This is a genomic window from Halobacillus sp. H74, from assembly GCF_052246715.1.
Classification (GTDB): Bacteria; Bacillota; Bacilli; order Bacillales; family Halobacillaceae; genus Halobacillus; species Halobacillus litoralis_A.
Genome location: NZ_JBQQCI010000002.1, coordinates 387094 through 413225, shown reverse-complemented (window position 1 = coordinate 413225; position 26132 = coordinate 387094). Strand labels below are relative to the sequence as shown.

General features: G+C 42.0%; 30 protein-coding genes. 25 read left to right on the top strand and 5 right to left on the bottom strand.

Going from position 1 to position 26132, the window contains the following annotated elements; all coding sequences use genetic code 11:
• Positions 1-25 precede the first annotated feature (25 nt).
• Positions 26-484 (top strand): helix-turn-helix transcriptional regulator, encoded by a 459-nt coding sequence (locus ACTWPX_RS05335; RefSeq protein WP_443118801.1) that lies wholly within the window; start codon positions 26-28, stop codon positions 482-484.
• A 94-nt stretch (positions 485-578) separates the two neighbouring features.
• On the opposite strand, the gene ACTWPX_RS05330 is transcribed toward ACTWPX_RS05335, so the two are convergent.
• Positions 579-830, bottom strand: a complete 252-nt coding sequence (locus ACTWPX_RS05330; protein ID WP_443118800.1) for a ferredoxin — start codon at positions 828-830, stop codon at positions 579-581.
• 134 nt (positions 831-964) lie between these two features.
• On the opposite strand from ACTWPX_RS05330, the gene ACTWPX_RS05325 reads away from it, so the two are divergent.
• Genes ACTWPX_RS05325 through ACTWPX_RS05310 form a run of 4 tightly spaced genes read left to right on the top strand, consistent with a single transcriptional unit; the run spans position 965 to position 4441 of the window.
• Positions 965-2035 (top strand): helix-turn-helix domain-containing protein, encoded by a 1071-nt coding sequence (locus ACTWPX_RS05325; protein ID WP_443118799.1) that lies wholly within the window; start codon positions 965-967, stop codon positions 2033-2035.
• Positions 2022-3542 (top strand): RecQ family ATP-dependent DNA helicase, encoded by a 1521-nt coding sequence (locus ACTWPX_RS05320; protein WP_443118798.1) that lies wholly within the window; start codon positions 2022-2024, stop codon positions 3540-3542. The genes ACTWPX_RS05325 and ACTWPX_RS05320 overlap by 14 nt, the downstream gene beginning before the upstream one ends.
• Positions 3532-4128: a lysostaphin resistance A-like protein gene (locus ACTWPX_RS05315; protein ID WP_443118797.1), complete on the top strand. Its 597-nt coding sequence runs from the start codon at positions 3532-3534 to the stop codon at positions 4126-4128. The genes ACTWPX_RS05320 and ACTWPX_RS05315 overlap by 11 nt, the downstream gene beginning before the upstream one ends.
• Entirely contained in the window at positions 4121-4441 is a 321-nt protein-coding gene (locus ACTWPX_RS05310; RefSeq protein WP_443118796.1) for a hypothetical protein, read from the top strand. Before ACTWPX_RS05315 ends, ACTWPX_RS05310 begins: the two co-directional genes overlap by 8 nt.
• A gap of 34 nt (positions 4442-4475) precedes the next feature.
• On the opposite strand, the gene ACTWPX_RS05305 is transcribed toward ACTWPX_RS05310, so the two are convergent.
• From ACTWPX_RS05305 to ACTWPX_RS05295, 3 genes are read right to left on the bottom strand one after another with little or no spacing between them, the layout of a single operon-like run.
• Positions 4476-5045, bottom strand: coding sequence for a manganese catalase family protein (locus tag ACTWPX_RS05305; protein WP_443118795.1), 570 nt, complete (start codon positions 5043-5045; stop codon positions 4476-4478).
• Between the two features lie 36 nt (positions 5046-5081).
• Positions 5082-5351 carry a spore coat protein CotJB gene (locus ACTWPX_RS05300; protein WP_128522513.1) on the bottom strand — a complete coding sequence of 90 codons (270 nt, stop codon included), beginning with the start codon at positions 5349-5351 and terminating at the stop codon, positions 5082-5084.
• A complete protein-coding gene (locus ACTWPX_RS05295; protein WP_128522514.1) occupies positions 5351-5569 on the bottom strand; it encodes a spore coat associated protein CotJA in 219 nt (72 codons plus the stop codon). The genes ACTWPX_RS05300 and ACTWPX_RS05295 overlap by 1 nt, the downstream gene beginning before the upstream one ends.
• A 125-nt stretch (positions 5570-5694) precedes the next feature.
• On the opposite strand from ACTWPX_RS05295, the gene ACTWPX_RS05290 reads away from it, so the two are divergent.
• The 7 genes from ACTWPX_RS05290 to ACTWPX_RS05260 all read left to right on the top strand — a co-directional run bounded on the left by ACTWPX_RS05290 (position 5695) and on the right by ACTWPX_RS05260 (position 12590).
• Positions 5695-6333, top strand: coding sequence for a CBS domain-containing protein (locus ACTWPX_RS05290; protein ID WP_443118794.1), 639 nt, complete (start codon positions 5695-5697; stop codon positions 6331-6333).
• Between the two features lie 101 nt (positions 6334-6434).
• Complete coding sequence (locus tag ACTWPX_RS05285) at positions 6435-7202, top strand: metallophosphoesterase (protein WP_443118793.1); 768 nt, start codon at positions 6435-6437, stop codon at positions 7200-7202.
• Positions 7203-7296: 94 nt separating this feature from the next.
• Positions 7297-8196: a MerR family transcriptional regulator gene (locus tag ACTWPX_RS05280; protein ID WP_281975465.1), complete on the top strand. Its 900-nt coding sequence runs from the start codon at positions 7297-7299 to the stop codon at positions 8194-8196.
• A 148-nt stretch (positions 8197-8344) separates the two neighbouring features.
• Positions 8345-8926, top strand: coding sequence for a genetic competence negative regulator (locus tag ACTWPX_RS05275; protein WP_443118792.1), 582 nt, complete (start codon positions 8345-8347; stop codon positions 8924-8926).
• 126 nt (positions 8927-9052) lie between these two features.
• A complete protein-coding gene (locus ACTWPX_RS05270; protein WP_443118791.1) occupies positions 9053-9997 on the top strand; it encodes a D-alanine--D-alanine ligase in 945 nt (314 codons plus the stop codon).
• Positions 9998-10127: 130 nt separating this feature from the next.
• Positions 10128-11408, top strand: a complete 1281-nt coding sequence (locus ACTWPX_RS05265; protein WP_128522520.1) for a Glu/Leu/Phe/Val family dehydrogenase — start codon at positions 10128-10130, stop codon at positions 11406-11408.
• Positions 11409-11576: 168 nt separating this feature from the next.
• Positions 11577-12590 carry a YpdA family putative bacillithiol disulfide reductase gene (locus tag ACTWPX_RS05260; protein WP_443118790.1) on the top strand — a complete coding sequence of 338 codons (1014 nt, stop codon included), beginning with the start codon at positions 11577-11579 and terminating at the stop codon, positions 12588-12590.
• 90 nt (positions 12591-12680) lie between these two features.
• Here the strand turns inward: ACTWPX_RS05260 and ACTWPX_RS05255 are convergent, their stop codons facing one another.
• Positions 12681-13649 (bottom strand): asparaginase, encoded by a 969-nt coding sequence (locus ACTWPX_RS05255; protein WP_443118789.1) that lies wholly within the window; start codon positions 13647-13649, stop codon positions 12681-12683.
• Positions 13650-13738: 89 nt separating this feature from the next.
• Between ACTWPX_RS05255 and prsW the strand changes: the two genes are divergently transcribed.
• The 13 genes from prsW to ACTWPX_RS05190 all read left to right on the top strand — a co-directional run bounded on the left by prsW (position 13739) and on the right by ACTWPX_RS05190 (position 26125).
• Entirely contained in the window at positions 13739-14401 is a 663-nt protein-coding gene (gene prsW / locus ACTWPX_RS05250; protein ID WP_443118998.1) for a glutamic-type intramembrane protease PrsW, read from the top strand.
• A gap of 505 nt (positions 14402-14906) precedes the next feature.
• Positions 14907-15764 carry a spore cortex-lytic enzyme gene (gene sleB, locus ACTWPX_RS05245; RefSeq protein ID WP_443118788.1) on the top strand — a complete coding sequence of 286 codons (858 nt, stop codon included), beginning with the start codon at positions 14907-14909 and terminating at the stop codon, positions 15762-15764.
• An 11-nt stretch (positions 15765-15775) separates the two neighbouring features.
• The gene (gene ypeB, locus ACTWPX_RS05240) at positions 15776-17116 is read left to right on the top strand and encodes a germination protein YpeB (protein WP_443118787.1); all 1341 of its coding nucleotides are present in this window, start codon (positions 15776-15778) and stop codon (positions 17114-17116) included.
• 328 nt (positions 17117-17444) lie between these two features.
• Entirely contained in the window at positions 17445-18110 is a 666-nt protein-coding gene (locus ACTWPX_RS05235; protein ID WP_443118786.1) for a flagellar brake protein, read from the top strand.
• Between the two features lie 143 nt (positions 18111-18253).
• Positions 18254-18934, top strand: a complete 681-nt coding sequence (gene cmk, locus ACTWPX_RS05230; RefSeq protein WP_443118785.1) for a (d)CMP kinase — start codon at positions 18254-18256, stop codon at positions 18932-18934.
• A 3-nt stretch (positions 18935-18937) separates the two neighbouring features.
• Positions 18938-19519, top strand: a complete 582-nt coding sequence (locus ACTWPX_RS05225; RefSeq protein WP_128522527.1) for a lysophospholipid acyltransferase family protein — start codon at positions 18938-18940, stop codon at positions 19517-19519.
• Positions 19520-19621: 102 nt separating this feature from the next.
• The gene (rpsA, locus tag ACTWPX_RS05220; protein WP_443118784.1) at positions 19622-20764 is read left to right on the top strand and encodes a 30S ribosomal protein S1; all 1143 of its coding nucleotides are present in this window, start codon (positions 19622-19624) and stop codon (positions 20762-20764) included.
• Between the two features lie 16 nt (positions 20765-20780).
• On the top strand, positions 20781-21815 hold the full coding sequence (fni, locus tag ACTWPX_RS05215) for a type 2 isopentenyl-diphosphate Delta-isomerase (protein WP_443118783.1): 1035 nt from the start codon (positions 20781-20783) through the stop codon (positions 21813-21815).
• An 87-nt stretch (positions 21816-21902) separates the two neighbouring features.
• Positions 21903-22499, top strand: a complete 597-nt coding sequence (locus tag ACTWPX_RS05210; RefSeq protein WP_443118782.1) for a YphA family membrane protein — start codon at positions 21903-21905, stop codon at positions 22497-22499.
• Positions 22496-23365 carry a YIEGIA family protein gene (locus ACTWPX_RS05205; protein ID WP_443118781.1) on the top strand — a complete coding sequence of 290 codons (870 nt, stop codon included), beginning with the start codon at positions 22496-22498 and terminating at the stop codon, positions 23363-23365. The genes ACTWPX_RS05210 and ACTWPX_RS05205 overlap by 4 nt, the downstream gene beginning before the upstream one ends.
• 12 nt (positions 23366-23377) lie before the next feature.
• A complete protein-coding gene (locus ACTWPX_RS05200) occupies positions 23378-23563 on the top strand; it encodes a capping complex subunit for YIEGIA (protein ID WP_128522532.1) in 186 nt (61 codons plus the stop codon).
• Between the two features lie 185 nt (positions 23564-23748).
• On the top strand, positions 23749-25059 hold the full coding sequence (gene der, locus ACTWPX_RS05195; protein WP_443118780.1) for a ribosome biogenesis GTPase Der: 1311 nt from the start codon (positions 23749-23751) through the stop codon (positions 25057-25059).
• A 25-nt stretch (positions 25060-25084) separates the two neighbouring features.
• Complete coding sequence (locus tag ACTWPX_RS05190; RefSeq protein WP_443118779.1) at positions 25085-26125, top strand: NAD(P)H-dependent glycerol-3-phosphate dehydrogenase; 1041 nt, start codon at positions 25085-25087, stop codon at positions 26123-26125.
• Positions 26126-26132 lie beyond the last annotated feature (7 nt).

Here is a 26132-nt window from a genome sequence, read left to right as displayed (position 1 = left end):
GGGTGAGTAAAGGGGACGATAAGTGATGAATAAAGAGCAATTGAGGGAAATCATATCTGATAAAATGAAATTGATCCGCGTGGAATATGGCTATACACAAAACCTTATGGCCGAGGTTTTAGGTTTATCCAAAAAAACACTAGTTCAAATTGAAAAGGAAAGGACGCTGGCAGGGTGGACGACAGTTGTCGCTGTTTGTGCACTTTTTCAAGAGAGTGACGTCTTAAAAAGCGTCTTAGGTGATTCGCCGGTTGAAATCGTTGAAACTATCGCCCATCAACAAGTAGAACGTCCAGGAAAGAAAACTTTGGGCGGGAAAGTATGGTGGCAGACAATTGCTGGTGGGGAAAACTTTACGTTACAACAAAACCTCATCAGTCAGCATTACCGCATCATCGATCGTAACAACCACCGCCGGTTCTCCACCATCGATCGAATGGAAGCGGAAAACCGTTTTGAAGCCATGGCAAAAAAAGAACATTAGAATCCGTAGAACAAAAGCGCAAGTGCCTTGCTAAGCTTTAGAATTCTTGTTTTGAGCCCATATAGAAAGCCCCTTCATTGGAAGGGGCTGTGTTTCACTCTTCATGCTTGAGCGGTTCGCCGTGGAAAGGGAAATCAGCGATTTTAATGCTGTCTGTTGGACAACCTTCTAAGGCATCCTCCATATCCTCTTGATATATTTCAGGTACTTCTTCCATCCCTTCGTTATCATCCAAAACGACATAGGCGATGCCTTCATCGTCATAATCATATATATCGGGCGCTGCTGCCCCGCACGCCCCGCAAGCAATGCATGTATCCTGGTCCACAATGGTGAATTTGGCCATAGGATCGACCTCCTTAATGTATATAGGAACCTAAAACAGGTGGAATTATAAAGTACAACATATATTGTAAATCGCCTCGTTGTGCATTTCAACTTGAATGACTTTACATAAAACGGTAGAAAGGAGGGAAAAAGGTGTTCGATTTTATTTTGAAGGTATGCATAGATCACTTTAAAGGGGAGCGTACGTTATCTGGAATTTATAATTTACTAACCGGAAAAAGATCCTCTCAAACGATGCAGGATGCCAAAGGCTACAATTTAGATCATTATTTCGGAGTATTTCCTAGTCTGAAAAGAAATGAGTTGGATCGACACATTGAAGAAATCCTGGATCTTCGAGAAATTTCGTTAGAAAATGGAGTATTTCCTGTCTTGACAGCTAAGGGAAAAAAGAAACTACACGACTATGATGGCCCTTTACTGGATTCTTTTCAAGGAATGGAGCTGCACGCTATCATCCCTGTGTTTGAGCGGAGATTGAATTTGCTTACACAAACGGCGACAAATCTGCAGGCAGATATTACTTCATTTGTACCAATTATTGATGATCCGGAAGTGCAGAAGTGGGTGAAAGCGGTGTATGCCAATGTTCAACAAAAGGTACCACAGCTTGTCCAATCGCTTCATCAGGAAATTTCTCAATTGTTAGCGGAACGTTCATCAATAGAAGCTGAGTTGTTTGCTTATCGATTGTCGGGCGGTGGAATCATCGGTTTGACCATTGAACAGTTGCAAAATCGCTTCCAACTCACTCGTGAGGATGTTTATATATGCCTTTTTCATATGTATCACATCCTTTTCTGGCGTGGGAAGAGAGGTCAGGAAAAATATCCGGTCTTGCACCTTTGCACAAAAGGGCTGGACTCCTCTCATATGATCACCCATTCGGCTCAGAAAACCTATCAGTATTTAAATCAAGGGTTGAGTATAGAGGAGGTCACTACATTAAGGCGATTGAAGAGGAGTACGATTCAAGATCATATCGTTGAAGCAGCGCTGGTTATCCCCCATTTTTCAATCGAACCTTTTATACACCCTGATGATGTAGATGAGATTCTCCAGAAGGCTCGCCATTTAGATACACAGAGACTGAAACATATCCACGAGGCCTTTGATGGTAAATATGACTATTTTGAGCTGCGGCTGGCTATGGCTGGCCGTCAGACTCAGAGAAAGGAAGGATACGCCTATGACAATTCATGATCTTAAGGCCCCTTTAGAGAAACACTTCGGCTTTTCCGAGTTTCGTGAAGGACAGGAGACGATTATCAGAGACGTGCTGAGTGGCCAGGACGTTCTTGGTATCCTTCCTACTGGTATAGGAAAATCGCTTTGTTATCAGTTGCCTGCCAAGCTGCTGGGGGGAACGACGATCGTTGTGTCTCCATTGATTTCTCTGATGATCGATCAGGTGAAACAATTGAAAGCGAACGGCTATAAATCTGTGACAGCGCTGAATAGTTTTATGGAGCGTAATGAGAAGTTGGCTGTGATGAAGCGCTTGAATGAATATTCATTGGTTTATATATCCCCGGAAATGCTCCAAAATGAGTGGTTGCAGCGAGCGCTTGAGGGAGTTGATGTTCAACTTTTCGTCATAGATGAAGCCCATTGTATTTCCCAATGGGGTCATGAATTCAGAACCGATTATTTAAAACTCTATCAAACGATAGAAACATTGGGAAAACCTACTGTGCTGGCTCTTAGCGCCACAGCGACGAAAGAAGTCCAGCAGGATATTATGGATAGGCTCAAACTTCCATTTATGAATCAACGGATCTATCCAATGGATAAGCAAAACATCAGTTTAGCAGTCGAGGAATATACTTCACCGGAAGAAAAGATAAAACGGATCATTCATGTGCTGGAGAAAAACCAGGCTCCGACTATGATTTATTTTTCCAGCAGGCAATGGGCTGAGAGAGTGACCTTTGAGTTGAGAAAGAAACTGAATCATCGTGTCTCCTTTTATCATGGAGGCATGGATCAGACCGACCGTATGCTTGTACAGCAGCAATTCATGAACAATCAATTGGATGTCATCTGTTGTACCAGCGCTTTCGGGATGGGTGTGGATAAGCAGAACATCAGGCTTATCATCCACTTTCACCTTCCTCCTCAACTCGAATCGTTCATACAAGAGATTGGAAGAGCAGGGAGAGACGGTGAAACTTCGGCAAGTCTCTTATTATTCACCCCTAAGGATCACTACCTTCCTCAAATGTTGATTCAAAGTGAGTTACCGGATAAGAGTGGTCTCTTTAAAATCATGCAGTATCTTGAATCCTTTGTAGGCAGCGTACTTCCAGATGATGAGAAGGTTCTTGAGGATATGCAATTTTCAGAGTCTCAATGGAATTTTATCAAATATCAATTCGAAGAAGCTGACTTAATACAAGGCCGGCTATTGAAAGATATTCCCTCAACTTTTCAACAGAAGCTACTCCGAATTCTTGAAGAACGCTGGATTTATAAACAGAATAAACTGACCGAGATGTTGAGATGGATTCATCATACGAAGTGTAGAAGGGAAGAATTATACAAACCTTTCCAAGAATATATTCGTCCGCCTTATGCTCCTTGCTGTGATGCTTGTGACTTTCGTGTGAATGATCTTTCGTTTAATGAAGACCAGGAAAAGGTACATTCTGTAACGTGGAAGGATCGTCTGCGAGTGATATTTCAGCAGGGAGGAACTTATGAAACGTAAGGATCAAGCAACAATCATCAAACAAATGAGTGATCAAGAGGTGACACTCCAGCTAATATTGACACAGCTGATCATATTTAGCATGTCGATTATCGGGAGTGTCATTTTGTTTGAATCATTCTGGGATGGGTGGACGCAACAATTTAACCTTAATATGAATCAATGGATATGGTTCGGGGTCCTGCCGGGACTTATGGTTCTTCTCATCGATTATGTACTCATGTATAGTTTACCTGAACGGATGTACGATGATGGCGGTATTAATGTGAAAGTCTTCCAAAACCGTTCGATCCAGGGCATAATCGGGATTACTTTTTTGGTTGCATTCAGTGAAGAAATGCTTTTTCGTGGTGTATTGCACACTGAGTTCGGCTACATAACAGCTAGTTTATTATTTGCGGTCATGCATATCAGGTATTTGACAAAAATCGTCCTTTTCATATCTGTCTTGTTCGTAAGTTTTTTTATTGGATATATGTTCGAGATTACAGGCAGTTTAATTGTAACGATTACGGCACACTTCATCATCGATTTAGTGTTAGCCTTTTGGATACGTTTTGGTAAATGGGGTGGGCTGAATGAGTGAAGAACAAAGAGATCAAACAGAAAAGTTGAGGTCATATAAAGATGAAGGCGGTTATGAAGCGCAAGATTTAGATGTGCTGGACCTCCCACCGCGAAAAGACGTGCATCAGTCGAAAGCTGCAAAGACGAAGTGGAAAGTCAGCAACCTATGGATTCGATTCTTGCTAATCGCTTTTATTGTTTTGATCAGTTTGATCTTGTCCTATCCATATTGGGATGAATGGTTCAAAGGAACGTTCATGGAACCGGAGATCATTCAAGAAGAAACACCCTACCATGAAGAAATCACAGTAGAGCGTATAGGTGTGGGATAAACGTGAGATAATGATGGCTGAAGGGGGATGCCATTTAATAAATCTGCTTTCTGTCTCTTTCGAATTTAAGTATCTCGACTGCTTCGCGGAACCTCTGGGAGTGAACAATTTCCCTTTCGCGTAAAAACTTAAGACTATCGTTCAAACAAGGATCATCCGACATATTGATGATCCATTGATACGTCGCGCGAGCCTTTTCTTCTGCGGCGATGTCTTCATACAAGTCAGCGATTGGATCTCCTTTCGCTTGAATATACGAAGCGTTCCATGGAACTCCAGCGGCATTGTTATAATACAAGGCATGATCATGGTTGGCGTAATGGGCCCCAAGCCCCGCTTCTTTCATTTGTTCTGGAGTGGCATCCTTCGTCAATTTATAAATCATTGTAGCAATCATTTCGAGGTGTGCGAATTCTTCTGTGCCGATATCTGTCAGTAAACCGATCACCTTATCCGGTATACTGTATCTTTGATTCAAATAACGCAGTGCAGCAGATAATTCTCCATCAGCACCCCCGTATTGCTCAATCAGATACTTCGCAAGTCTCGGGTTGCATTCTGACACTTTCACAGGGTATTGCAGCTTTTTTTCATAAACCCACATAAGAGCCCTCCTTTTTCGTGTGTTATTCACTCAATTTTACAGTTGCCACGGCCAGGGGCTGTCACCCCAGTTCCAGGGGTACCCTGAGAAACTGCCCCCAAATTGCCGGAGGGGTCCGAACTGTTTTTCATACATTGTTTTTAGATCTCTGCTTTCGACTGCAAGTTGGTTAAACTGTTGGATCGCTTGGGAATCTTGCGGATGTGTATCTAAATAAAGCGTCAATTCAACAAGTGCAAAGTCTACCATTTGAATTTTCTCCATCAGTGCATAACGATCTGCACCAGGGTTAGGCGCCTGCTTCATCATTTATCTCCTTTCTGGACCGGGGTAGGGTAGGGATCGAATAAACAAGGCCATAAAGTGCCCTTATACAACGCTTCCTGAATGGAGAATTGGGGAAGGTTCGGCGGCTGGAACCCTAAATAAAGATTCGGCGGAGTCTGGTAACAGGCGATTTTCCTTGGTGGACATGGATCATTCGGGCCGTGATAAGGTTGGTAACATTTAATCGGGGTGTACATCCATCATCACATCCTTTTCTTCAAAATATTATGTGGACAGCACTTGTCCTATTCGAAAACAAGCAGGAATATCTGGTCTCTTCAGCGAATTACATTTGTGATTAGGAAAAGAAAGAGGTGAGCGTATGTTTGTCAAAAGTATTATGAAGCCAGCCCATAGATCGTACACTGCCCAAGGATCAACTTCGCTGTCCGAGGTGCTGGAAGTTTTGGAACAGAAAGATATCGAAGCCATGCCCGTCGTAGTTTCCGGGATCTTTAAAGGGATGGTTTCTAAAGAAATCATCTTTCGTGCATTCTTTAATTCCACAGAAAAGATGGACAAAGATGTATTCTTGAGAAGTACGACAGCTGGTGATATTGCAGAACATGAGGAATATCACATCCATGATGAAGAAGTATTTGAGAGAACACTTCCTATGTTCAAAGGCTTTTCTGTCTTGGCTGTCGTCGATCAAAAATTGCAGTTTCAAGGGTTGGTCACACGGTATGATGTCATTGAACAGTTTGAAAGTGCATTCGGCGTGAAGAAGAAGGGGGTCCGTATCGCCTTCACTTCAGAAGAATCATCCGGGAGAATCGAAAGACTCGGAGATATCCTCAAGAGTTACCATGAAAATGTCATTTCTTTAGCTACTTTCGATGAAACGGACAAATTGGCTAGACGGATCGTAATGAAGATAGAAGACAATGACAATATCGAAGCCTTCACTAAGAAACTAGAAAAAACCGGTTTCAGAATATTAAGTGTCAAGGAGATATAAAAAAGTCGCTATGCTCTTCTAGGAGCATAGCGGCTTTTTATGAGAAAGGACTTTGTGATAAGATGATATTTCATTTATTAAAGTGAAGGGGGCGGAGAATATTGTTATGGGTCCTGTTTTTATTATTGGTTGCAGGCATTTCTCTAATATTATTCATGTGGTTCAGTGCTCATCATGATCACTTGGATGTGCGTGAGATCACTGATGCTTCCCTTGGAGAAATAGATGAATTGCGCTTGTTTTTCATTTCAGATATACATAAACGTAAACTCCGCGAAGAAACACTTTCTAAGGTAGGGATGGTAGATGTGGTCATTATCGGAGGAGATCTGGTGGATAAGAGAACATCTTCTGAGCGGCTGGAAAAAAATCTGACTCTGTTAAAACGATGGAAAGCACCTGTCTACTTTATTCCGGGTAATAATGATCATGAATTCGAGACAGGGGCGGTTCTTGAGGTGCTCCAGGAGAATAGTATTCGTCCGCTATCAAATGTGGATGAAACGGTAGAGGTCTCTCAGGGGAAGAATATCGTGCTGAGTGGATTGGATCCATATTTTCTGCAGCCGCGAAGAAATGCTTCCTATATAAATGATCTTGATGGTTATCAAGTTCTCTGTGTACATGACCCCTATGTTTTTGCCCGAATGAATAAGGAAGACCAGGATCGTTTCAATTTAGTATTGAGCGGACATACCCATGGCGGCCAAATTCGTATTTTTGGCATGGGACCGTATGAACGAGGCGGATGGTCAAGAAGTGGGGCCCGAACAATCCTTGTGAGTGAAGGCTACGGCACATCTTTGTTCTCGCTCCGTTTAGGTACCAAAGCTGAATGTCATGTAATACGTGTGAAGTCTGAAAAATAAATCCTTACTCAAAAGTTATAAAAAGAATATACGAATTTTACACACCCTTTAGACTTCTTATATAATAAAGGAAAATAAACAGGTGGAGGCGCATATGGCAACAACTAAGGCAAAATACAATATCAAAGCAGTTTCCCAAATGCTTGGTATCCAGCCTGGTACCTTACGTGCATGGGAACGCAGGTATCAAATGATTCGTCCATCAAGGAATGAGGCTGGTCATCGTTTATATACAGACAATCATATCAAAATATTGAAATGGTTGATGGAAAAGGTCAACAAAGGATTTACGATTTCTCAAGCAGTTTCATTACTTGAAAGCAACGAAGAGGTAGTTTCAGAATCCGATCACTTTGAATCTGCCTCTCAACTTGAAAAAATAGGCGACGATCTCCTCAACGGATTGCTATCCTTTGAAGAAAACGAAGCACAGCGCCATCTTGATCATGCTTTCAGCTTGTTCACACCTGAGACAGTTGCCATTGATATTATCGGACCATTACTCGTGAGAGTCGGGGATTTATGGGAAGAAAATAAAATCACCAGTGCACATGAGCATTTCGCCAGCCAATTCATCAGGTCCAGAATTGGTATGATGCTTATTTCCATCCCTTCTGATCGCATGCTCCCAAAAGCGCTGCTTGTCTGTGGTCCTAACGAACGGCATGAGTTGGGGCTGCTTATTTTCGCGTTGTTTTTAAAGCGCAAAGGATACGATGTCATTTATCTTGGCCAGAGTATAGCAGGGGGGGACATCGATATTATCATTGATGAAATTGATCCCACCTATATGTTCATGTCATGCACGCTCAAAAAGAATATGTCGATTACAGTCAAACTAGCGGAGTCCCTTCAACAACAGTACCCGGAATTGAATATTGGTCTCGGTGGATATGCGTATGACCGCCTATCAGAAATCGACAAAAAGCTAATTCATCCTTTTATTGTCGGAAACTCCAAGAAAGATTGGGAAGCATGGTTAAATAAGCGTTGAATGCTTATTGTACTTTCAGCGGCTCGAAAGTATATAAAAAATTTGCCCCCTGCCCAAAAGGTCGGATATAATTTGAAAAAAGGTGCCATAATCGCATCAGTCATCATAAGATATAGATAACACACATCGTGACAGGGGGGGCGATCATGTGCGAGTAGAAAGAATGACGAATGAGAAATTCAAAATTTTTCTCACGTTTGATGATTTATTAGATAGGGGCTTGTCTCGAGAAGAGCTTTGGAATGACTTGCCGAGAGTACATCGGATTTTCAGTGATATGATGTACGAAGCTGGTATAGAACTTGGGGTCGAGCTCACGGGTGTGTTACTTGTGCAAGTCTACTTATTGCAGGCGCAAGGAATGTTAGTCGTTGTCACGAAGTCGGAACCTGACGATCTTGAGGAAGATGAAGATTATATTGAAATGAAAGTCACATTGGATGAAAGTAAAGAAATGATGTTCTCTTTCGCTGATTTTGAAGATGTCATCAGCGCAGGTATACAACTGTACCAATTGGATGTTATCGGTGGTAGTGTCTATTACTATGACGAGGATTATTATATGCTTATTCGTGATGAAGATATACTTCACTTGGATCAAGATCAAGTTATTGCTTTGTTGTCCGAATTCGCCTGTGCGACAGCGGCTACATCGCATCGTTTGATAGAATATGGCAAAGAGATCATGGACAGTCATGCATGTGAAACCATTTATAGACATTTTTCATAACCTGTAAGAACGCAGCTTCAAAAAAGCTTCGTTCTTTTTATTTTTGAATAGAAGCAGGATAAGGAACATGTTAAGATGATAACTGGTGTTATTTAATATACAGAGGTATGAAATGGAGTGTAAACAATGAAGATTGCGGTTTTATATGGTGGAACTTCTGGAGAACGTGAAGTTTCCTTGTCGACGGGAAAGGGAATAATAAAAGCGTTAAATAATAAAGGCCACGAAGTCATTGAAATCGACTTCTCCCCGGAACGAATAGAAGAAATCCTCCAGTTGGACGTAGACCTCGTTTTCATCGGCTTGCATGGTCGCTTTGGAGAAGACGGGAAGATACAAGGTCTACTGGATATGATCGGCCTCCCCTACGTAGGCTCAGGGGTATTGTCATCCGCCCTGGCTATGGATAAAGCGAAATCCAAACAAATTTTTTCTTTGAATGGTCTTTATACAGCAAAGAGCGAGGTCTATGATGTGTCTGGGGAAGAGGAGTTTGCATCCATTGAAAAAGAAATCAATGATAAGTTTTCGCTGCCCTTTGTCATAAAACCGAATCAAGAAGGCTCCACACTAGGTCTGACGATTGTCAAAGAGGAAAAACAAGTCATGGAAGCCATTCAGATGGCAGCACAATCTGATTCAATGATTCTTGTTGAAGACTATGTTAAGGGAAGAGAAATGACAGTGCCGGTCATCGGTCTAAAAGGGAAGGAACATGCACTCCCGGTGATCGAAATTATTCCGAAGAATGATTATTACGATTTTGATTCAAAATATAAACCCGGGGGGAGTGAACATATCGTTCCCGCCAAAGTTGAAGATTCAATGACAGCTCAACTTCAGGAAGATGCTGTATTGGCACACCAGTTGCTTGGTTGCGACGTCTATTCCCGTGTTGATTTTATCATTAATGAGAATAACGAACCCATTATTCTGGAAGTGAATACATTGCCTGGCATGACACCTACAAGTCTATTTCCTGACTCCGCTCAAGCAGTAGGGATGAGTTATGATGACTTGATTCAAAAATTTGTCGAACTTTCTGGAGTGAATAAGAAGAAAAAAGTGTAATCGCTTACAATTTCTTTTTGAAATCAATCATAAAAGGTGTATTTACCGCTTTCTTTAAATGTAGGGAACGTGTATACTAATCACTGAAAGAAGAGCCCTAATCGAATGGATTGATATAGGAGGTAAATGGATGGTAGCCGATAAGCCAACAGATTCAGCAAATGAAAACAACGATAAACTTGACGTGTTGAAGTCCACTCAGACAGTGGTCAAAAAGGCACTTGATAAATTAGGATACCCAAACGAAGTCTATGAATTGTTGAAAGAGCCTGTACGTATGATGACAGTAAGAATTCCAGTGCGTATGGACAATGACCATATCAAAATATTCACAGGCTACAGATCACAGCATAACGATGCTGTGGGGCCGACAAAGGGTGGGGTTCGTTTTCACCCGAACGTTACCGAAAAAGAAGTGAAAGCTCTGTCTATCTGGATGAGTTTGAAAGCGGGAATCGTCGACTTGCCTTACGGTGGTGGTAAAGGGGGGATCATCTGTGACCCACGTGAGATGTCCTTTCGCGAACTTGAAGGAGTCAGCCGTGGCTACGTTCGTGCCATCAGTCAAATCGTAGGGCCAACAAAGGATATCCCTGCACCTGATGTCTTTACAAACTCACAAATTATGGCATGGATGATGGATGAATACAGTCGTATTGACGAATTTAATAATCCTGGATTTATCACAGGTAAACCGCTTGTATTAGGCGGTTCGCACGGGCGCGAAACAGCAACTGCCAAAGGGGTGACCATCTGTATCGAAGAAGCTTGTAAGAAAAAAGGCTTCAATGTCGAAGGTGCGAGGGTCGTCGTCCAAGGATTCGGAAATGCAGGCAGCTTTTTGGCGAAGTTCATGCATGATCGTGGAGCCAAAGTCATTGGCATATCTGATGCTTACGGTGGTTTACACGACCCTGACGGATTGGATATTGATTACTTATTGGATCGTAGGGACAGTTTCGGCACGGTAACGAACTTATTCAAAAATACGATTACAAATGAAGAACTTCTTGAACTCGATTGTGATATTCTCGTACCAGCTGCGATTGAAAATCAGATCACGGAAGATAACGCGTATAATATAAAAGCATCTATCATTGTAGAAGCAGCTAATGGCCCGACAACCCTGGATGCCACAAGAATCCTCTCTGAACGGGATATCCTCCTCGTTCCTGATGTTCTGGCTTCTTCCGGTGGAGTAACCGTATCTTACTTTGAATGGGTACAGAATAATCAAGGATACTATTGGACAGAAGAAGAAGTGGAAGAAAAGCTCCACAAAGTCATCGTAAAAGGTTTTGATAATGTTTATCGTACCGCAGAGACTCGACGTGTCGACATGCGTCTTGCGGCCTATATGGTCGGTGTTCGAAAAATGGCTGAAGCTTCAAGATTCCGCGGGTGGATATAGGTTGATTCTCCTTTTACAATCTCCTATCATTGTTATGGTAGGAGATTTTATTATGTTAAAAATCAGAAAGAGCTTTTAGACTGGTGTCTTTGAAGAGACCAAAGTAAAACAATAAATTAACCGAAAACGTTGATTAATGAAGAGCAAATATATAATAAAGCTTTGAACATGGGAGAGCTTGGCATAGAAAGAGGAGTGTTGCAGGTGCATCAGGAAGAAAAAGTCATCATTATAGGCGGAGGGCCGTGCGGAATGAGTGCGGCCATTGAATTGAATAAAAGCGGAATTGAACCATTGATCATAGAAAAAGGGAATATCGTTAATTCCATTTATAACTATCCGACACATCAAACTTTTTTCAGTTCCAGTGAAAAATTAGAAATCGGTGAGGTCCCCTTTATTACGGAACGCCAAAAACCTGTCCGTAATGAGGCTCTCGCTTATTATAGATCTGTGGCTGATAGAAAGCAGCTGCGCGTCAACACATATGAAAGAGTTCTCGAGGTTGTTCGCAACGATGATGGATTCACAGTTCATACAGAAAAAGAGATGGGCGTAGAGGCGGTATACAAGGCGGAACAGATCGTTGTCGCCACTGGTTATTATGATCAACCGAATTATATGGGGGTTGAAGGGGAAGATTTGCCAAAAGTGATGCATTACTTCAAAGAAGCACACCCTTATTTCAATAAAAAGGTTGCCGTCATAGGCGGGAAGAACTCGGCTGCTGATGCCGTGCTAGAATTGGAGAAATCAGGTGCCCATGTGACAGTGCTTTATAGAGGGGAAAAATATTCGAAGAGCATCAAACCCTGGATTCTGCCTCAATTCGAAGCCCTTGTCCGAAAAGGGATCGTCGATATGGAATTCTGTGCGAATGTGAAGGAAATAACACAAGATGAAGTCATTTATGATTGCCGCGGTGAGGAAAAACGCATAGACAATGACTTTGTTTTTGCTATGACCGGTTACCGCCCTGATCATAGTTTTCTAACTAGAATGGGGGTTGAGATGGATTCGGAAACCGGACGTCCCACTTTCGATGAAGCCACTATGGAAACGAATGTTCCCGGAATTTACATCGCTGGTGTTATTGCAGCTGGCTATAATAATAATGAAATCTTCATTGAAAATGGTCGTCATCATGGAGGCAAAATCGCTGAATCAATTAAAAGTGAATAATTGGAACTGAAATCCAGCTCCTCTCCTGTCATTTTAATAATTCTTTCACACAAGAAAAGGAGTCCTATCAGAGGACTCCTTTTTTGTTAGTTAACTGAACATATGTTCCAACTCTGTTGTGTTTTGTGTCATTTCAAGGGCGACCATCAACTTAATACGTGCTTTTGGCCCTGTTAAACTATTGGCAAAAATAATCCCCATCTCGCGTAGCTTTTTGCCGCCTCCAGGGTAACCATATGTATCCTGGACAATCCCCTGATAACATCTGGAAACAAGAACAATGGGGATTTCCTTTGTCAGAGTACGCTGCAAAGCTTCGACTGTCTCTGGGGGAAGGTTTCCTTGACCTAATGCTTCTATGACAATTCCGTCGATTCCGCTGTCTGTGACCGCATCGATCAGTGACCCATCCATGCCGGCATAGGCTTTAATAAGGGAGACTTTTTTATCAATCTTTTGAACAGGATAAGAGTCGTGTCTTGTCATTTTATGATGAAAAAACACATCGTTCTTCGTAGTGACTCCAACCGGACCGTATTGTGGACTTTGAAAAGTCGCTACATTGCTCGTTGAAGTTTTCGTTACATTTTTAGCAGTATGAATCTCATCATTCATCACAACGAGCACACCCTTGTCCTGCGCTTCATCACAACTTGCTACGCGAATCGCACTCAGCAAATTGTACATTCCATCAGCTCCAATTTCATTGCTGGATCTCATTGCTCCTGTTACAACCACAGGCTTTCTGGTTTGTAAAAACAAATCCAGGAAATAGGCGGTTTCTTCCAAAGTATCTGTTCCATGTGTAATGACAATGCCATCGAAGGATTTTTTGGACATACGCTCATGGATATACCTGCCTAATTTCAACATATGGTCAGGTCTGATATGCGGGGAAGGGAGATAAAAGAGAATATCATCCTCAATTTCGGTTTCTCCTCGCAATAGAGTAGTTATTTCATCAAGTGGATGTTTTGATGAAGTATTGACCTCGCCTGTTTCTTTATTTTCTTTCATTGAAATTGTTCCACCTGTGTGAATTACTAAAATACGTTTCATAACTTCCACCAACTTCCATTCAGTTATTCCTTTTCATATACCTTCATGATACGATGAATTGTAGGTTAAAGAAAGAGAGAGGATTGATTATTTTGGCCATCTTAACTGCTGCCATATCTCCTGCTGTGGCCATTATGACCTTCATATATTTAAGTAAACGGATTGAATTAGAACCGTTCCCTTTAATTATCCGTATGTTCATCATAGGAGTCATTATGGTGTTCCCCATCATGTTCATTCAATATGCATTCGAAGTGGAAAACATATTTCAGCATCCATTATTAAAGTCGTTCTTCCTCGTAGGCCTAATGGAGGAATTCTTTAAATGGTTCTTTATAGTATTTGTCGCTTATCGCCACTCGGATTTCGATCATCACTATGATGGCATCATTTATGCAGTTGCTGTAAGCTTAGGTTTCGCAACGATCGAAAATGTCATTTATTTGTTTTACAATGGCATTGAAATAGCTATGCTTCGAGCTATTTTCCCTGTTTCCTCGCACGGTTTATTCGGAATTATCATGGGTTTCTATTTAGGGAAAGCCAAATTTACAACTGTACGGTCAAAAATTTGTATGGCCTTTGCACTTTTCATACCTGTAGCGCTCCATACGCTGTATGATTACATAATCACTGTGAACGAGAGTACATGGATGTATTGGATTACTCCTTTCATGATTATTTTATGGATCATAGGCTTCCGCAAAATCAAAATTGCAAATCAACATCATGAAAAGTTATTGAAGTCCTGAAAGAAGTTGGGATAAAGAATTTTTCCACTAGAAAACCCGAATTTATTCGGGTTTTCTTTATGAAGCAATATTTGCATACGCCGCTCCGGGCACATGCTTCGCATTCCGTGGTCATGGCCTCAGCCTACTCAGCAAGCAAAGACCGCTTTCTTCCGGGGTCTTCCGCTCGTGCTGTTCCCGCAGAAGTCTACGTATGTTGCCTACCCTCCAATTGATCCATTCTACTCTATTGTTCTTCTTTCCAGTGCCAGTTATCGTTTTGTCCCAGCCTCTTTTCTGTTCCTTCTTTCTACCAAGGCACTTCCACACTTAAATTATCCGGTTCCGCCGCCCAGACACTCGAGACATAAGCAACCCCATTCTGTGGCAAAGAACGCCACGACATGGTTTTGCTTATGCTTGTCGTGTCTATCAGGGCGTCTCTACACTAAATTTATGCATAATCTTTTGTTTCTGTTAAAAACTACCCCTATAACTAAACTATTGGGTCAGGGGTGGATGATGGATGGTATGGAAAAAAGCTACGGTCGTTTTTGTAGGAATAGCCTTATTGCTATTGCCTTTATCAGAGTGGAGCTATATCAAACCTGTCCAAGGGTTTTCTAATCAGGTCATACAGCAAGGTTCGACAGGGGAAGATGTCATTGAACTTCAATCCAGGTTGCAATACTTAGGTTTTTATAATGGAGATATTGATGGCGTTTTTGGTTGGGGAACATACTGGGCTGTGCGTAATTTCCAATATGAGTTTGGGTTGGATATTGATGGATTGGTAGGGCAAGAAGTAAAGAATAAGTTAGTCAAGGCAAGTAAGTATGACAAAGGTTTTGTTAAAGAACAAATCAGACAAGGAAATGAATTCACTCATTACGGCGGCACGCCAAAAGCACAGCAAACGAAGAAAAAACAAGACGATCAGCAGCAAACAGGTCAACAAGCTCCTCAACAGGAGCAGGAACAGCAACAAGAAACGAAGGAACCCACAGCCGTAAACGTTCCAAGTGGTTATTCTCAGAACGATATTCAATTGATGGCAAACGCTGTTTATGGAGAAGCGCGTGGGGAGTCTTATGTTGGGCAAGTCGCTGTTGCGGCCGTTATTTTGAACAGGGTGAACAGCGCATCATTTCCTAACTCTGTGTCAGGAGTCATATTTGAACCGCGAGCTTTCACAGCAGTCAGTGACGGTCAAATTTGGTTAGAACCGAATGAGCAGGCGAAAGAAGCTGTGTTAGATGCTATCAACGGCTGGGATCCTTCAGCACAAGCATTGTACTATTTTAATCCGAATACAGCGACATCCAGCTGGATATGGTCGAGACCACAGATCAAACAAATCGGGAAACATATTTTCTGTAAATAGGAGGTGGGCGTATGACGCGATGGATTACCATCATAGTGTTGAGTATAGCATTAATAGGTGTAGGGGTTTGGGGTTACAAAGAGAATCAAGATAAAAATGCTGTGCTGGTGCAAGCTGAGAATAGTTACCAGCGTGCCTTTCACGATCTGACATACAACATCGACCTTCTGCATGATAAGATTGGTTCAAGTTTAGCGATGAATTCTAGAGAGCGCTTGTCCCCTCAGTTGGCTGAGATTTGGAAAATTGCTTCAGAAGCGAATTCCGATGTTGGTCAGCTGCCTTTGACTCTCCTTCCTTTTAATAAAACGGAAGAGTTTTTATACGATATTGGTGAGTTTGCGTATCGTACGGCTGTAAGAGACTTAGAAAAAAAACCATTGAGTGAAGAAGAAATAAAAATGCTTGACCAGTTACATGAAAAATCAGGAGAAATAGAAAATGAATTGAGAAAAGTCCAGAACGTTGTGTTAGAAGATAATCTCAGATGGATGGATGTCCAGCTCGCTTTAGCTACGAATGACGAAGTCGGAGATAACACAATCGTAAATGGTTTTAAAACAGTAGAGAAATCAGTAGAAGGCTATGAGGGTTCAGTAATGCAGACTGGATTTGGATCTTCTGGTGCTGAGAAAAGCTTTCGTCATTTACAAGGGGATAACATTTCTGAGAAAGAGGCGAAGAAAGTAGCAAGCAATTGGCTTGAACAAGTCGACATCAATAAGTTGACTTTGACCAAGTCAGGTAAAGGGGCCGATGTCCCTACGTACACAGCTTCATTCCAAAATGGAAAGAGAAATGGCTATATCGATTTGACTGAAAAAGGCGGCCATCCCTTGACAATAATGATCAGTCGTCCTGTGAAAGAGGCAAACATCAGCTTGTATGAAGCCTCTGAGAAAGCGAAAGAATATGTTAAGGGTCTCGATATCTCTGAATTAGAACTTGTCGAAAGTAGTCAATACGATAAAATGGGAGTGTTCCGTTTCCTTTACACAGAAAACGACATCCGTTTTTATCCAGATTCCATTGTGGTAAAAGTAGCTTTAGACAACGGAGAAGTGTTAGGGATGTCTGCAAGGGATTACTACAACTTCCATAGTGAACGTGACTTGAATGAACCGGAAATCACTCTGGAAGAAGCTAGAGACAAAGTGAATCCAAACGTGAAAATTCAAGAACATCACCTTTCCGTCATCGAAAATGATATTCAAGAACAGGTTCTGTGTTATGAATTCCTGACAACTATGGAAAATACAACTTACCGTATTTTCATAAATGCTTCCACAGGGCAGGAAGAAAAAGTTGAAACATTGAAAAAGGCAGAAATGAAATTCAATCAGGAAGTATAGCAATACCTTTAACCTAAAAGGAGCCGTCGTCAAGACGGTTCCTTTTTTGATATTGGGAGTTCGTTACTGGATGAGAAGCAAGGGGGCCTGAAACAACTCGCTGGGGGTATCGCCTGGCTCCTTCACCCGAGGAAAGCGAGTCATTCCCCATCGCCCCGATCTACTCACCAAACTACTCGGAATCAATTCATGCGGATATGGGATCTTAAAGCATATTTAAGTAATGTTCAAAAGAATCAGTGGATCAATTTACCTATAATCTTCCTTTTTTAATAAAGAAGTGAGATAATAAAACTGATACGATAGGCTTGTTTCAGAAGGGAGAATTGTGGTGAAAAACATAAAAATAGGGACCCCCTTAACCTTAGAAATTCAAAAAACGCATGAAAAAGAAATGGATCGATATAAATGTAAGATCGTGGACTTTGATGAAGAAAAACTTTATATTGATTATCCTTTACATACCCGAACAGGAAAGACCGGTTTTTTCTTGGATGGAAGTCAATTTCAAGCAAGCTTTGTAGGTGAGGACTCATCGGTTTACTGGTTCAAAACTGAAGTGGTGACTAGAAAAAAGTTGAATATACCAGTCATCGTTCTCACTTTTCCTGGAATGGAAGAATTGACGCGGATACAAAGACGTAAATATGTACGGGTGGATGCTTCCATTGATGTTGCAGTCCAGACAGGAGAGGCACTCTTCTCAACCCTCACCCAGGATGTAAGTGGTGGTGGTGTTATGCTGATCCAACGGAAAACCCAAAAGTTAGCGGAAGGGCATAAATTGAACTTGACTCTCGTCTTACCGATGAACTCTGGGGATTATCATTACATAGAAGCGACGGGGACGGTAATTCGGGTGATTGCCGCTGAAGGGAACCAGCCAGACCGTTTATCTGTCGAGTTCGTGGATATTCAAGAAAAGGACCGGCAGTTGATAATTCGCTATTGTTTTGATCAGCAAATGCAAAAAAGGATGAAGGCGTTGAGATAGACGGAAATTCATAGATTTTCAATCAAAAGTTATGTTATTCTTGACAGTGTTAATCAGGCAAACACATATCTTACTAATAACAACGCTATCCCCGATCAGGGGACGGTTTGTTTTAGTTAGAGCAGATGGAGGAAGAATGACAAATGAACACAATGACTATTGCAATTGACGGCCCAGCGGCTGCCGGAAAAAGTACCGTAGCAAAGAAAGTCGCAGAGGAACTATCATTTATATATGTAGATACAGGAGCCATGTACCGGGCACTGACATGGAAAGCTCTTCAAAAGGGCATCTCCTTGGAAAATGAATTATCGCTCGCAGAACTCCTTCAACAAACGGACTTGAACCTCGTCCAAAGTGGAAGCGGGCAGCGAGTCATGTTAGATAATAAAGATGTCTCCGATGAGATTCGTACAGATGACGTGACTAATAAGGTGTCAATCGTAGCCAAACATAAACTGGTACGAGAAGAAATGGTACGCCGTCAACAAGAACTTGTGAAAGACCGCGGTGTAGTCATGGATGGAAGGGACATTGGGACTCATGTGCTCCCTGATGCGGAAGTGAAAATTTTCATGATTGCCTCCGTTGAAGAACGAGCAGAGCGTCGCCATAAAGAAAACGTCGAAAAAGGGTATCAGTCAGACATTCAACAGTTAAAAGAGGATATCCGAAAACGAGATGAAATAGACTCCAATCGTGAAATCGCTCCATTGGTAAAGGCTGCTGATGCTATTGAGGTGGATACCACAGCCATGGGTATCAACGAGGTTGTGGCACGTATTTTGACTATTGTAAAAGAAAAAAGCATGAAGGAGGGTTGAGCGATGAATCTTTATAAACTCGGTAAAGCCCTGTGCAGTGTCATTTTTTACCCGATGTACCGCATTAAAGTAATCGGAAGAGAAAATATACCTGCAAAGGGTCCAGTCATCATTTGCTCTAATCATATTTCAAATGTAGATCCGCCGGTTGTGGGAATTACCAACAATCGTAATATTTACTTCCTTGCTAAAGAAGAATTGTTTGAGAACCCCATAATTGGGGGAATATTGAAAAGAGTCCATGCTTTTCCGATCAAACGTGGCATGAGAGACCGTAATGCTTTACGTAAAGGCTTGGAAATTCTTAAAAAAGGGAATGCACTGGGCTTGTTCCCAGAAGGCTCCCGACAAAAGAGCGGGGAAGTTGGTAAAGGTCTCGCTGGAGCCGGCTTTTTCGCTTTGCGTTCTGAAGCTTATATCGTTCCATGTGCAATCATAGGTCCTTATAGGAAGTTCAAACAGCTGAAAGTCGTGTATGGGGAACCGATTGATATGTCACAGTATCGTGAAGAAAAAGCTTCCGCTCAAGTTGTCACTGACCGGATCATGGAAGAAATCAGACAATTGCATAAAATTCATCAATGATGAGACCTAATCACTTGACAAAATGCTCTAAATATTAGAAGTTAGACAAAAGGGCATTTCTTTATTTTAGGTTGTGTCGGAAATTGAAGGAGGTAGCTTGGTATGGATGAAATGAATCAAGAAGTATCAGGAATGAATGAATTCTCTGCAGGGGATATCGTGACTGGTAAAGTCGTGAAGATTGAAGAAAAACAAGTCCTTGTAGATGTTGGATATAAAGTCGAGGGGATTGTACCCATCAGTGAACTATCCAGCCTTCATGTAGAAAAAGCTTCAGATGCAGTCAGTGAAGGGGACGAACTGACATTGCAAGTTAAGAAAGTGGAAGATGATGAAATCGTACTTTCCAAACGTGCTGTCGATGCAGATAAAGCATGGCAGGACTTAGAAGCTAAATTCGAAAGTGGAGAAATTTTTGAAGCGGAAGTCAAAGATGTCGTTAAAGGCGGTTTAGTCGTTGATATCGGACTGCGTGGATTCATTCCAGCTTCATTGGTCGAAACGTATTACGTTGAAGATTTTGAAGACTACAAAGGAAAGAGCTTATCTTTGAAAGTCGTGGAATTGGATCGTGAACAAAACCGTGTCATCCTCTCCCATCGTGCTGTCGTTGAAGAAGAAGAATCCGCTAAAAAGTATGATGTGCTTCAATCATTAGAAGAAGGTCAGGTGATCGAAGGTACTGTACAACGTTTGACAGACTTTGGTGCTTTCGTAAATCTCGGAGGTATTGACGGACTCGTACATATCTCCCAGCTATCACACCAGCACGTTGAAAAAGCGTCTGATGTAGTGGAAGAAGGTCAAACTGTCAAAGTGAAAGTGCTTTCTGTGGATCGTGACAATGAAAGAATTTCTCTTTCATTAAAAGCGACTCAACCAGGACCTTGGCACGATATTCAATCTAAAGTAAGCTCTGGAGAAGTGCTGGAGGGAACTGTACGCCGTCTTGTAAGCTTCGGTGCTTTTGTTGAAGTATTCCCAGGTGTAGAAGGCCTTGTACACATTTCTCAAATTTCCAACCGTCACATCGGGACTCCAGATGAAGTTCTTGAAGAAGGGCAAACCGTGGAAGTGAAAGTCCTTGATGTAGATGAAAACGCGAAACGCCTCTCCTTGAGCATGAAAGAACTTGAGCGTGAAGAAGCACGTGCTGAAATCCAGCAATACGAAAAAGAAGATGACAGTTCCGGCTTCTCACTCAGTGACATGATCGGAGACAAATTAGACAAATATAAAAAATAATGATTGGGTGATGGATATGAGTAGAGCTGAGAGAAAGGTCGATCATATCCGCCATGCCTTAGGTCATGAACGGGAATTTCACAACCATTTCGATGATGTGGAAATCGTCCATCAGAGTCTGGCTAGGATGGACTTCAATCAATTAAGCATAGCAACACAAGTAGGGGAACTTAAATTAAGTTCCCCTCTTTTTGTTAATGCCATGACTGGCGGAGGCGGGAAAGAAACGGAAGCGATCAATCGCGATTTAGCCTTAGCGGCCAAGGAGACAGGTATCAGCATGGCTGTAGGCTCTCAAATGTCCGCAATTAAAGATACCGAAGAGCGCAGTACCTATGAGATTGTGAGAACTGTGAATCCTGAGGGAATCATATTTGCAAATGTAGGGAGTGAAGCAACTTTGCCACAAGCGAGAGAAGCGATCTCTATGATCAAAGCTGATGCCCTGCAAATTCATATTAATACTTTGCAAGAATTAATCATGCCTGAAGGCGACAGAGATTTCACCAAACGTCTCCATAACATCCAACGTATAGTCGATGCCCTTGATATTCCTGTAATTGTCAAAGAAGTCGGTTATGGGATGTCGAAAGAAACCGCGCGGACTCTTCTTTCTATGGGCGTTCGCTATTTGGATGTAGCCGGGAGGGGAGGAACGAATTTTTCAAAAGTAGAAAATATGCGGAGAAATCGACCGTTTGCTTCTTATGATAACTGGGGGATTCCGACACCGTCTTCTGTATGTGAAGTATCCATGATCCAGGATGATTTTCATGTTCTCGCTTCAGGTGGCATAAGGAATGGTCTGGATGGTGCTAAAGCATTGATTCTCGGAGCTGAGGGGTTCGGAATGGCTGGTGGATTGTTGAAAGTATTAGTCAAAGAGGGAAAAGAAGCTGTAATTGATGAAATCAACCATATTCATAAAGAAGTGAAGATGTGCATGATGCTTCTTAATGCTCCTTCTCCTTTAGAACTTAGAGGAAAGCCACACGTCTTATTCGGTCAAACCAAAGAATGGGTAGAACAAAGAGGAATAAACAGTCTATGACAATAGTCATAGGCTTTTTTATTTTATTAGACGTTTAAACGTCCAGGGAACCACACATAATAATTGAGAAAGGGTGGAGAGGAAAAAATGACGGCAATTTTTTATTGGTATGCATGGATCGCTGCCATTATTGTGATTTTTTATATTCAAAAGCGGACACTTCGTCATGCTCTTATGCTCTTTATCGGTATTGCCATGTGTACTTTTTCGGTGTCCTCTTTAAGTGCTGGAGCTCACATCTACATTCATGTTCTCCTTCTTTCCGGGTTTGGCATTCATTTATGGGTTCGTAGACATCGAAGTATTTTTGAACACTTTTGGCCATTTATTTTAAGCATTGGATATGCGGCGATTCTCATGTTTTATGTGATACATCCTGTTTGGGGGGAATTTCCTGGGGTATCTCTGGGGATGTTTCTCATTTTTTTACTATTGCGGATGATTGTTAAAGACATAGAAGGTTTACTGGCAATTTGGATGTTAATGAACGCAGGAGGTACGTTAAGTTCCTACGTAATTTTCTCTACTTATTCTAATGAAGGTCTGATTGAGAGTCAAACCATGATGACCTTTGTCCTTAAAGGAGTACTATTTCTTTTTGTTTTCTATGGGGTTCATAACCTGAAGCGTGCTATACGCAGGAAACGGATGAACTCATCAAGCAAAGGAGCTGCTGTTGTGTGAATGAATATACTTACCCTATTCTTTTCGGGATTGTCGTCGGCACCGCATTACGTGTGTTCATGCTGCGGACAGACTATCGGCAATACCCAACATATTTACACGGAAAAATAATCCATTTATCTTTAGGGTTCATTGCAGCTGCTTTAGGTACGATTGCAATCCCCTCCATTATGGAGAAAGAGTTTACTGCAGTTACTTTCCTGACGCTTGCTGCTTCTCAATTTCGTGAAGTGCGAAATATGGAAAGGAATACGTTGACAGAAATGGATGCCTTTGAGCTTGTCCCCAGGGGAAATACTTATATTGAAGGAATTGCGGTTGCTTTTGAAAGCCGCAACTATTTAGTTATTTTTTCTTCCTTCCTCGTAACTTTATGTTATTTGGCTGTCAATATATGGGTGGCAATTGCAGCTGCTGTTCTTGCGTTTGTCCTTTCGAATATACTCATGAGCGGCTCAAAGTTATCAGATATCGTAAGTGTCGAACATTCTGAATTGTCATTTGAAGGGGCTGGATTGTACGTGGATAATATTTATATTATGAACATCGGGCTACCAGAGCGGCAAGAAGAAATCATGAAGCACGGCATGGGTTTTGTGTTGACGCCAAAATCATTCAGTATACGCTCGACAATCGCCAATTTAGGTCAGAGGCAAGCAATCTTACATGATGTTTCTGTAACACTGGGCGTTTTTCGTGATTCGGGAACCCCGGCACTCGTTCCATTAATTAAGAGAGACTTGAACGACGGCAGGATTGGAGTCTTTATTCTGCCCCAAGTAAAAGACCCGGAAAGAGCGAAAGAAATCATTTCTGCTGTACCTGTGCTGGAAAATGCTATCCAGATGCCTACAAAAAAGCGGTAGGAGGAATCTACTATGAAGATGGAAAAAGCTATTTTAGCTGCCGTTACTACCCAGACTGATAAAGTCCATGGCAGTGCTGCTGTATTTCAATGTGAAACAAAAGAAGAAATGGATGCAGTCGCCGCTAACTTGGAAGCAATTTTAGATGGAATCGCACATGCTCTTAGTGATCATCTATATATCATAGTCAAGCATTGACAATCAGATAAAGAATTGTGTCTTTTCACAAAGTTTGCTAAAATAATAAAGTTAATGGCTTCCTGCTGTTCTTCGGAAGATGGGCTGTTAAATCCTCTTCCTTGGAAGAGCAGTATTTTTTTGCTTTTCACTACTGAGGAAACATGAAATAATGAAAATAGAAATAGAGAAAGGATGATCCTTTCATGAGAAAATCAGTAATTGCTGTAGTAGGTCGACCGAATGTCGGTAAGTCAACGATTTTCAATCGACTGGTCGGAGAAAGAATATCAATCGTAGAAGACACCCCAGGGGTGACAAGAGACCGTATTTATGCAGAAGCAGAATGGCTCACCACCAGTTTTAACGTAATCGATACAGGGGGGATTGAACTCGGGGACGAGCCTCTGCTCGTTCAGATGAGAGCTCAAGCTCAGGTGGCGATTGATGAGGCGGATGTCATCGTATTTATGGTGAATGGCAGGGATGGAATTACTGGCGCCGATGAAGAAGTTGCTAAACTGCTCTTCAAGTCGAATAAGCCTGTCGTTTTAGCTGTCAACAAAGTTGACAATCCTGAAATGAGAGAGAACATCTATGAATTTTATTCTCTCGGGTTCGGAGAGCCTTTCCCGATTTCGGGAACCCACGGTTTAGGACTTGGGGATATGTTGGATGAAGTCGTCAAACATTTTCCGGAAAAAATTCAAGAGGAAATTGATGACGATACAATCCGCTTCAGCCTGATCGGGCGGCCGAATGTCGGCAAATCCTCGCTTGTCAATAGTCTATTGGGGCAAGAGCGGGTGATCGTCAGTGAGATCGCAGGAACGACTAGAGATGCCATAGACACTCCATTTACTAAAGATGATCGTGATTATGTCATCATCGATACAGCAGGTATGAGAAAACGCGGCAAAGTATATGAATCCACTGAAAGATACAGTATCATGAGAGCTTTAAAAGCGATTGAACGCTCGGATGTTGTTTTGGCGTTGATTGATGCAGATACGGGAATCCAGGAACAGGATAAAAAGATAGCAGGCTATGCCCATGAAGCAGGCAAAGCAGTTATCATCGTAGTAAATAAATGGGATACGATGGAAATTGAAGAGAAGACAATGAAAGAATTTCAAGATAAAATCAGAGATAACTTCAGGTTCTTGGATTATGCTCCTATCGTATTCTTATCAGCAAAAACGAAAAAACGCATACACACACTTATACCTAAAGTTTTGGAAGCGAGTGAAAACCACGCGATGCGCGTACAAACAAATGTCCTGAACGAGGTAATTATGGATGCGCTTGCGATGAACCCGACCCCATCGGTCAAAGGCCAAAAGCTTAAGATTTTCTACGCGGCACAAGTGTCGGTCAAACCGCCGAGTTTCGTTGTGTTTGTAAACGAACCTGAATTGATGCACTTCACTTATGAACGTTTTCTTGAAAACCGAATCCGCGAAGCATTCGGGTTTGAAGGGACTCCAATAAAGATTTTTGCAAGAAGACGGAGTTAATCGTCCAGGAAGGGAGTTAGGTAAGATGGGCAAAGTAGCTGTATTAGGAGCTGGGAGCTGGGGTACCGCCCTCGCTCTAGTGCTTGCAGATAATGGTCACGAGGTCCATTTATGGGCTCATCGTAAATCATTAGCAGACGAAATCAACCAGACACATACCAATGACAAATACTTACAAGGGATTGAACTTCCGTCATCAATTGTCGCAAATGATGATTTGAAAACCGTTGTAGATGGTGCTGAACACATCATACTTGTTGTACCGACAAAAGCTATGAGAGAAGTGTGCGGCCAATTGAAACATGTAATGAAGGATAAGGCTATACTTACACATGCTTCCAAAGGTATAGAACCAGGCACGTATAAACGAGTGTCAGAAGTGATTCGTGAAGAAATACCATCCGATTTATATGAAGATGTTGTCGTCCTTTCTGGACCGAGTCATGCAGAGGAAGTCAGCCGCAGACAACCGACCACCGTCACTGTATCCGCAGAGGAGTTAGAAGTAGCGAAAAAAGTACAGGACGTGTTCATCAACCGCCAGTTCCGTGTCTACACATCTCCAGACTTAGTCGGCGTAGAATTGGGAGGCGCATTGAAGAATATCATAGCGCTTGGTGCAGGTATTTCAGACGGTCTTGGATATGGTGATAATGCTAAGGCAGCCTTGATCACACGTGGTCTGGCTGAAATTGCTCGTCTCGGAACGTCTTTGGGTGCTAATCCTTTGACATTTTCTGGATTGACAGGTGTCGGTGATTTGATTGTCACTTGTACAAGTTCCCATAGCCGGAATTGGCGTGCTGGTTATAAATTGGGACAAGGAAATGATTTAGAGGAAGTCCTCGAACAGATGGGAATGGTTGTTGAAGGTGTCCGTACGACAAAGGCAGCCTATCAATTGGCCAAAAACCAGGGAGTTGAAATGCCGATTACAACGGGGATTTACAGACTTCTGTTCGAAAACGAAGCGCCCCGGGATGTGGTCGATCAATTGATGACCAGAATCCGCAGGCATGAAATGGAGGATTTGACGAATATTCTTGATGAAAAAATGAATGACTGACACATGT

Bases quoted from the DNA above. Each gene is read 5' to 3' on its own strand.
- ACTWPX_RS05335 (WP_443118801.1), top strand. From the start codon at position 26: ATGAATAAAGAGCAATTGAGGGAAATCATATCTGATAAAATGAAATTG.
- ACTWPX_RS05330 (WP_443118800.1), bottom strand. From the start codon at position 830: ATGGCCAAATTCACCATTGTGGACCAGGATACATGCATTGCTTGCGGG.
- ACTWPX_RS05320 (WP_443118798.1), top strand. From the start codon at position 2,022: ATGACAATTCATGATCTTAAGGCCCCTTTAGAGAAACACTTCGGCTTT.
- ACTWPX_RS05315 (WP_443118797.1), top strand. From the start codon at position 3,532: ATGAAACGTAAGGATCAAGCAACAATCATCAAACAAATGAGTGATCAA.
- ACTWPX_RS05310 (WP_443118796.1), top strand. From the start codon at position 4,121: ATGAGTGAAGAACAAAGAGATCAAACAGAAAAGTTGAGGTCATATAAA.
- ACTWPX_RS05305 (WP_443118795.1), bottom strand. From the start codon at position 5,045: ATGTGGGTTTATGAAAAAAAGCTGCAATACCCTGTGAAAGTGTCAGAA.
- ACTWPX_RS05300 (WP_128522513.1), bottom strand. From the start codon at position 5,351: ATGAAGCAGGCGCCTAACCCTGGTGCAGATCGTTATGCACTGATGGAG.
- ACTWPX_RS05295 (WP_128522514.1), bottom strand. From the start codon at position 5,569: ATGTACACCCCGATTAAATGTTACCAACCTTATCACGGCCCGAATGAT.
- ACTWPX_RS05290 (WP_443118794.1), top strand. From the start codon at position 5,695: ATGTTTGTCAAAAGTATTATGAAGCCAGCCCATAGATCGTACACTGCC.
- ACTWPX_RS05280 (WP_281975465.1), top strand. From the start codon at position 7,297: ATGGCAACAACTAAGGCAAAATACAATATCAAAGCAGTTTCCCAAATG.
- ACTWPX_RS05270 (WP_443118791.1), top strand. From the start codon at position 9,053: ATGAAGATTGCGGTTTTATATGGTGGAACTTCTGGAGAACGTGAAGTT.
- ACTWPX_RS05265 (WP_128522520.1), top strand. From the start codon at position 10,128: ATGGTAGCCGATAAGCCAACAGATTCAGCAAATGAAAACAACGATAAA.
- ACTWPX_RS05260 (WP_443118790.1), top strand. From the start codon at position 11,577: ATGGGAGAGCTTGGCATAGAAAGAGGAGTGTTGCAGGTGCATCAGGAA.
- ACTWPX_RS05255 (WP_443118789.1), bottom strand. From the start codon at position 13,649: ATGAAACGTATTTTAGTAATTCACACAGGTGGAACAATTTCAATGAAA.
- sleB (WP_443118788.1), top strand. From the start codon at position 14,907: ATGGTATGGAAAAAAGCTACGGTCGTTTTTGTAGGAATAGCCTTATTG.
- ypeB (WP_443118787.1), top strand. From the start codon at position 15,776: ATGACGCGATGGATTACCATCATAGTGTTGAGTATAGCATTAATAGGT.
- cmk (WP_443118785.1), top strand. From the start codon at position 18,254: ATGAACACAATGACTATTGCAATTGACGGCCCAGCGGCTGCCGGAAAA.
- ACTWPX_RS05225 (WP_128522527.1), top strand. From the start codon at position 18,938: ATGAATCTTTATAAACTCGGTAAAGCCCTGTGCAGTGTCATTTTTTAC.
- rpsA (WP_443118784.1), top strand. From the start codon at position 19,622: ATGGATGAAATGAATCAAGAAGTATCAGGAATGAATGAATTCTCTGCA.
- fni (WP_443118783.1), top strand. From the start codon at position 20,781: ATGAGTAGAGCTGAGAGAAAGGTCGATCATATCCGCCATGCCTTAGGT.
- ACTWPX_RS05210 (WP_443118782.1), top strand. From the start codon at position 21,903: ATGACGGCAATTTTTTATTGGTATGCATGGATCGCTGCCATTATTGTG.
- ACTWPX_RS05200 (WP_128522532.1), top strand. From the start codon at position 23,378: ATGAAGATGGAAAAAGCTATTTTAGCTGCCGTTACTACCCAGACTGAT.
- der (WP_443118780.1), top strand. From the start codon at position 23,749: ATGAGAAAATCAGTAATTGCTGTAGTAGGTCGACCGAATGTCGGTAAG.
- ACTWPX_RS05190 (WP_443118779.1), top strand. From the start codon at position 25,085: ATGGGCAAAGTAGCTGTATTAGGAGCTGGGAGCTGGGGTACCGCCCTC.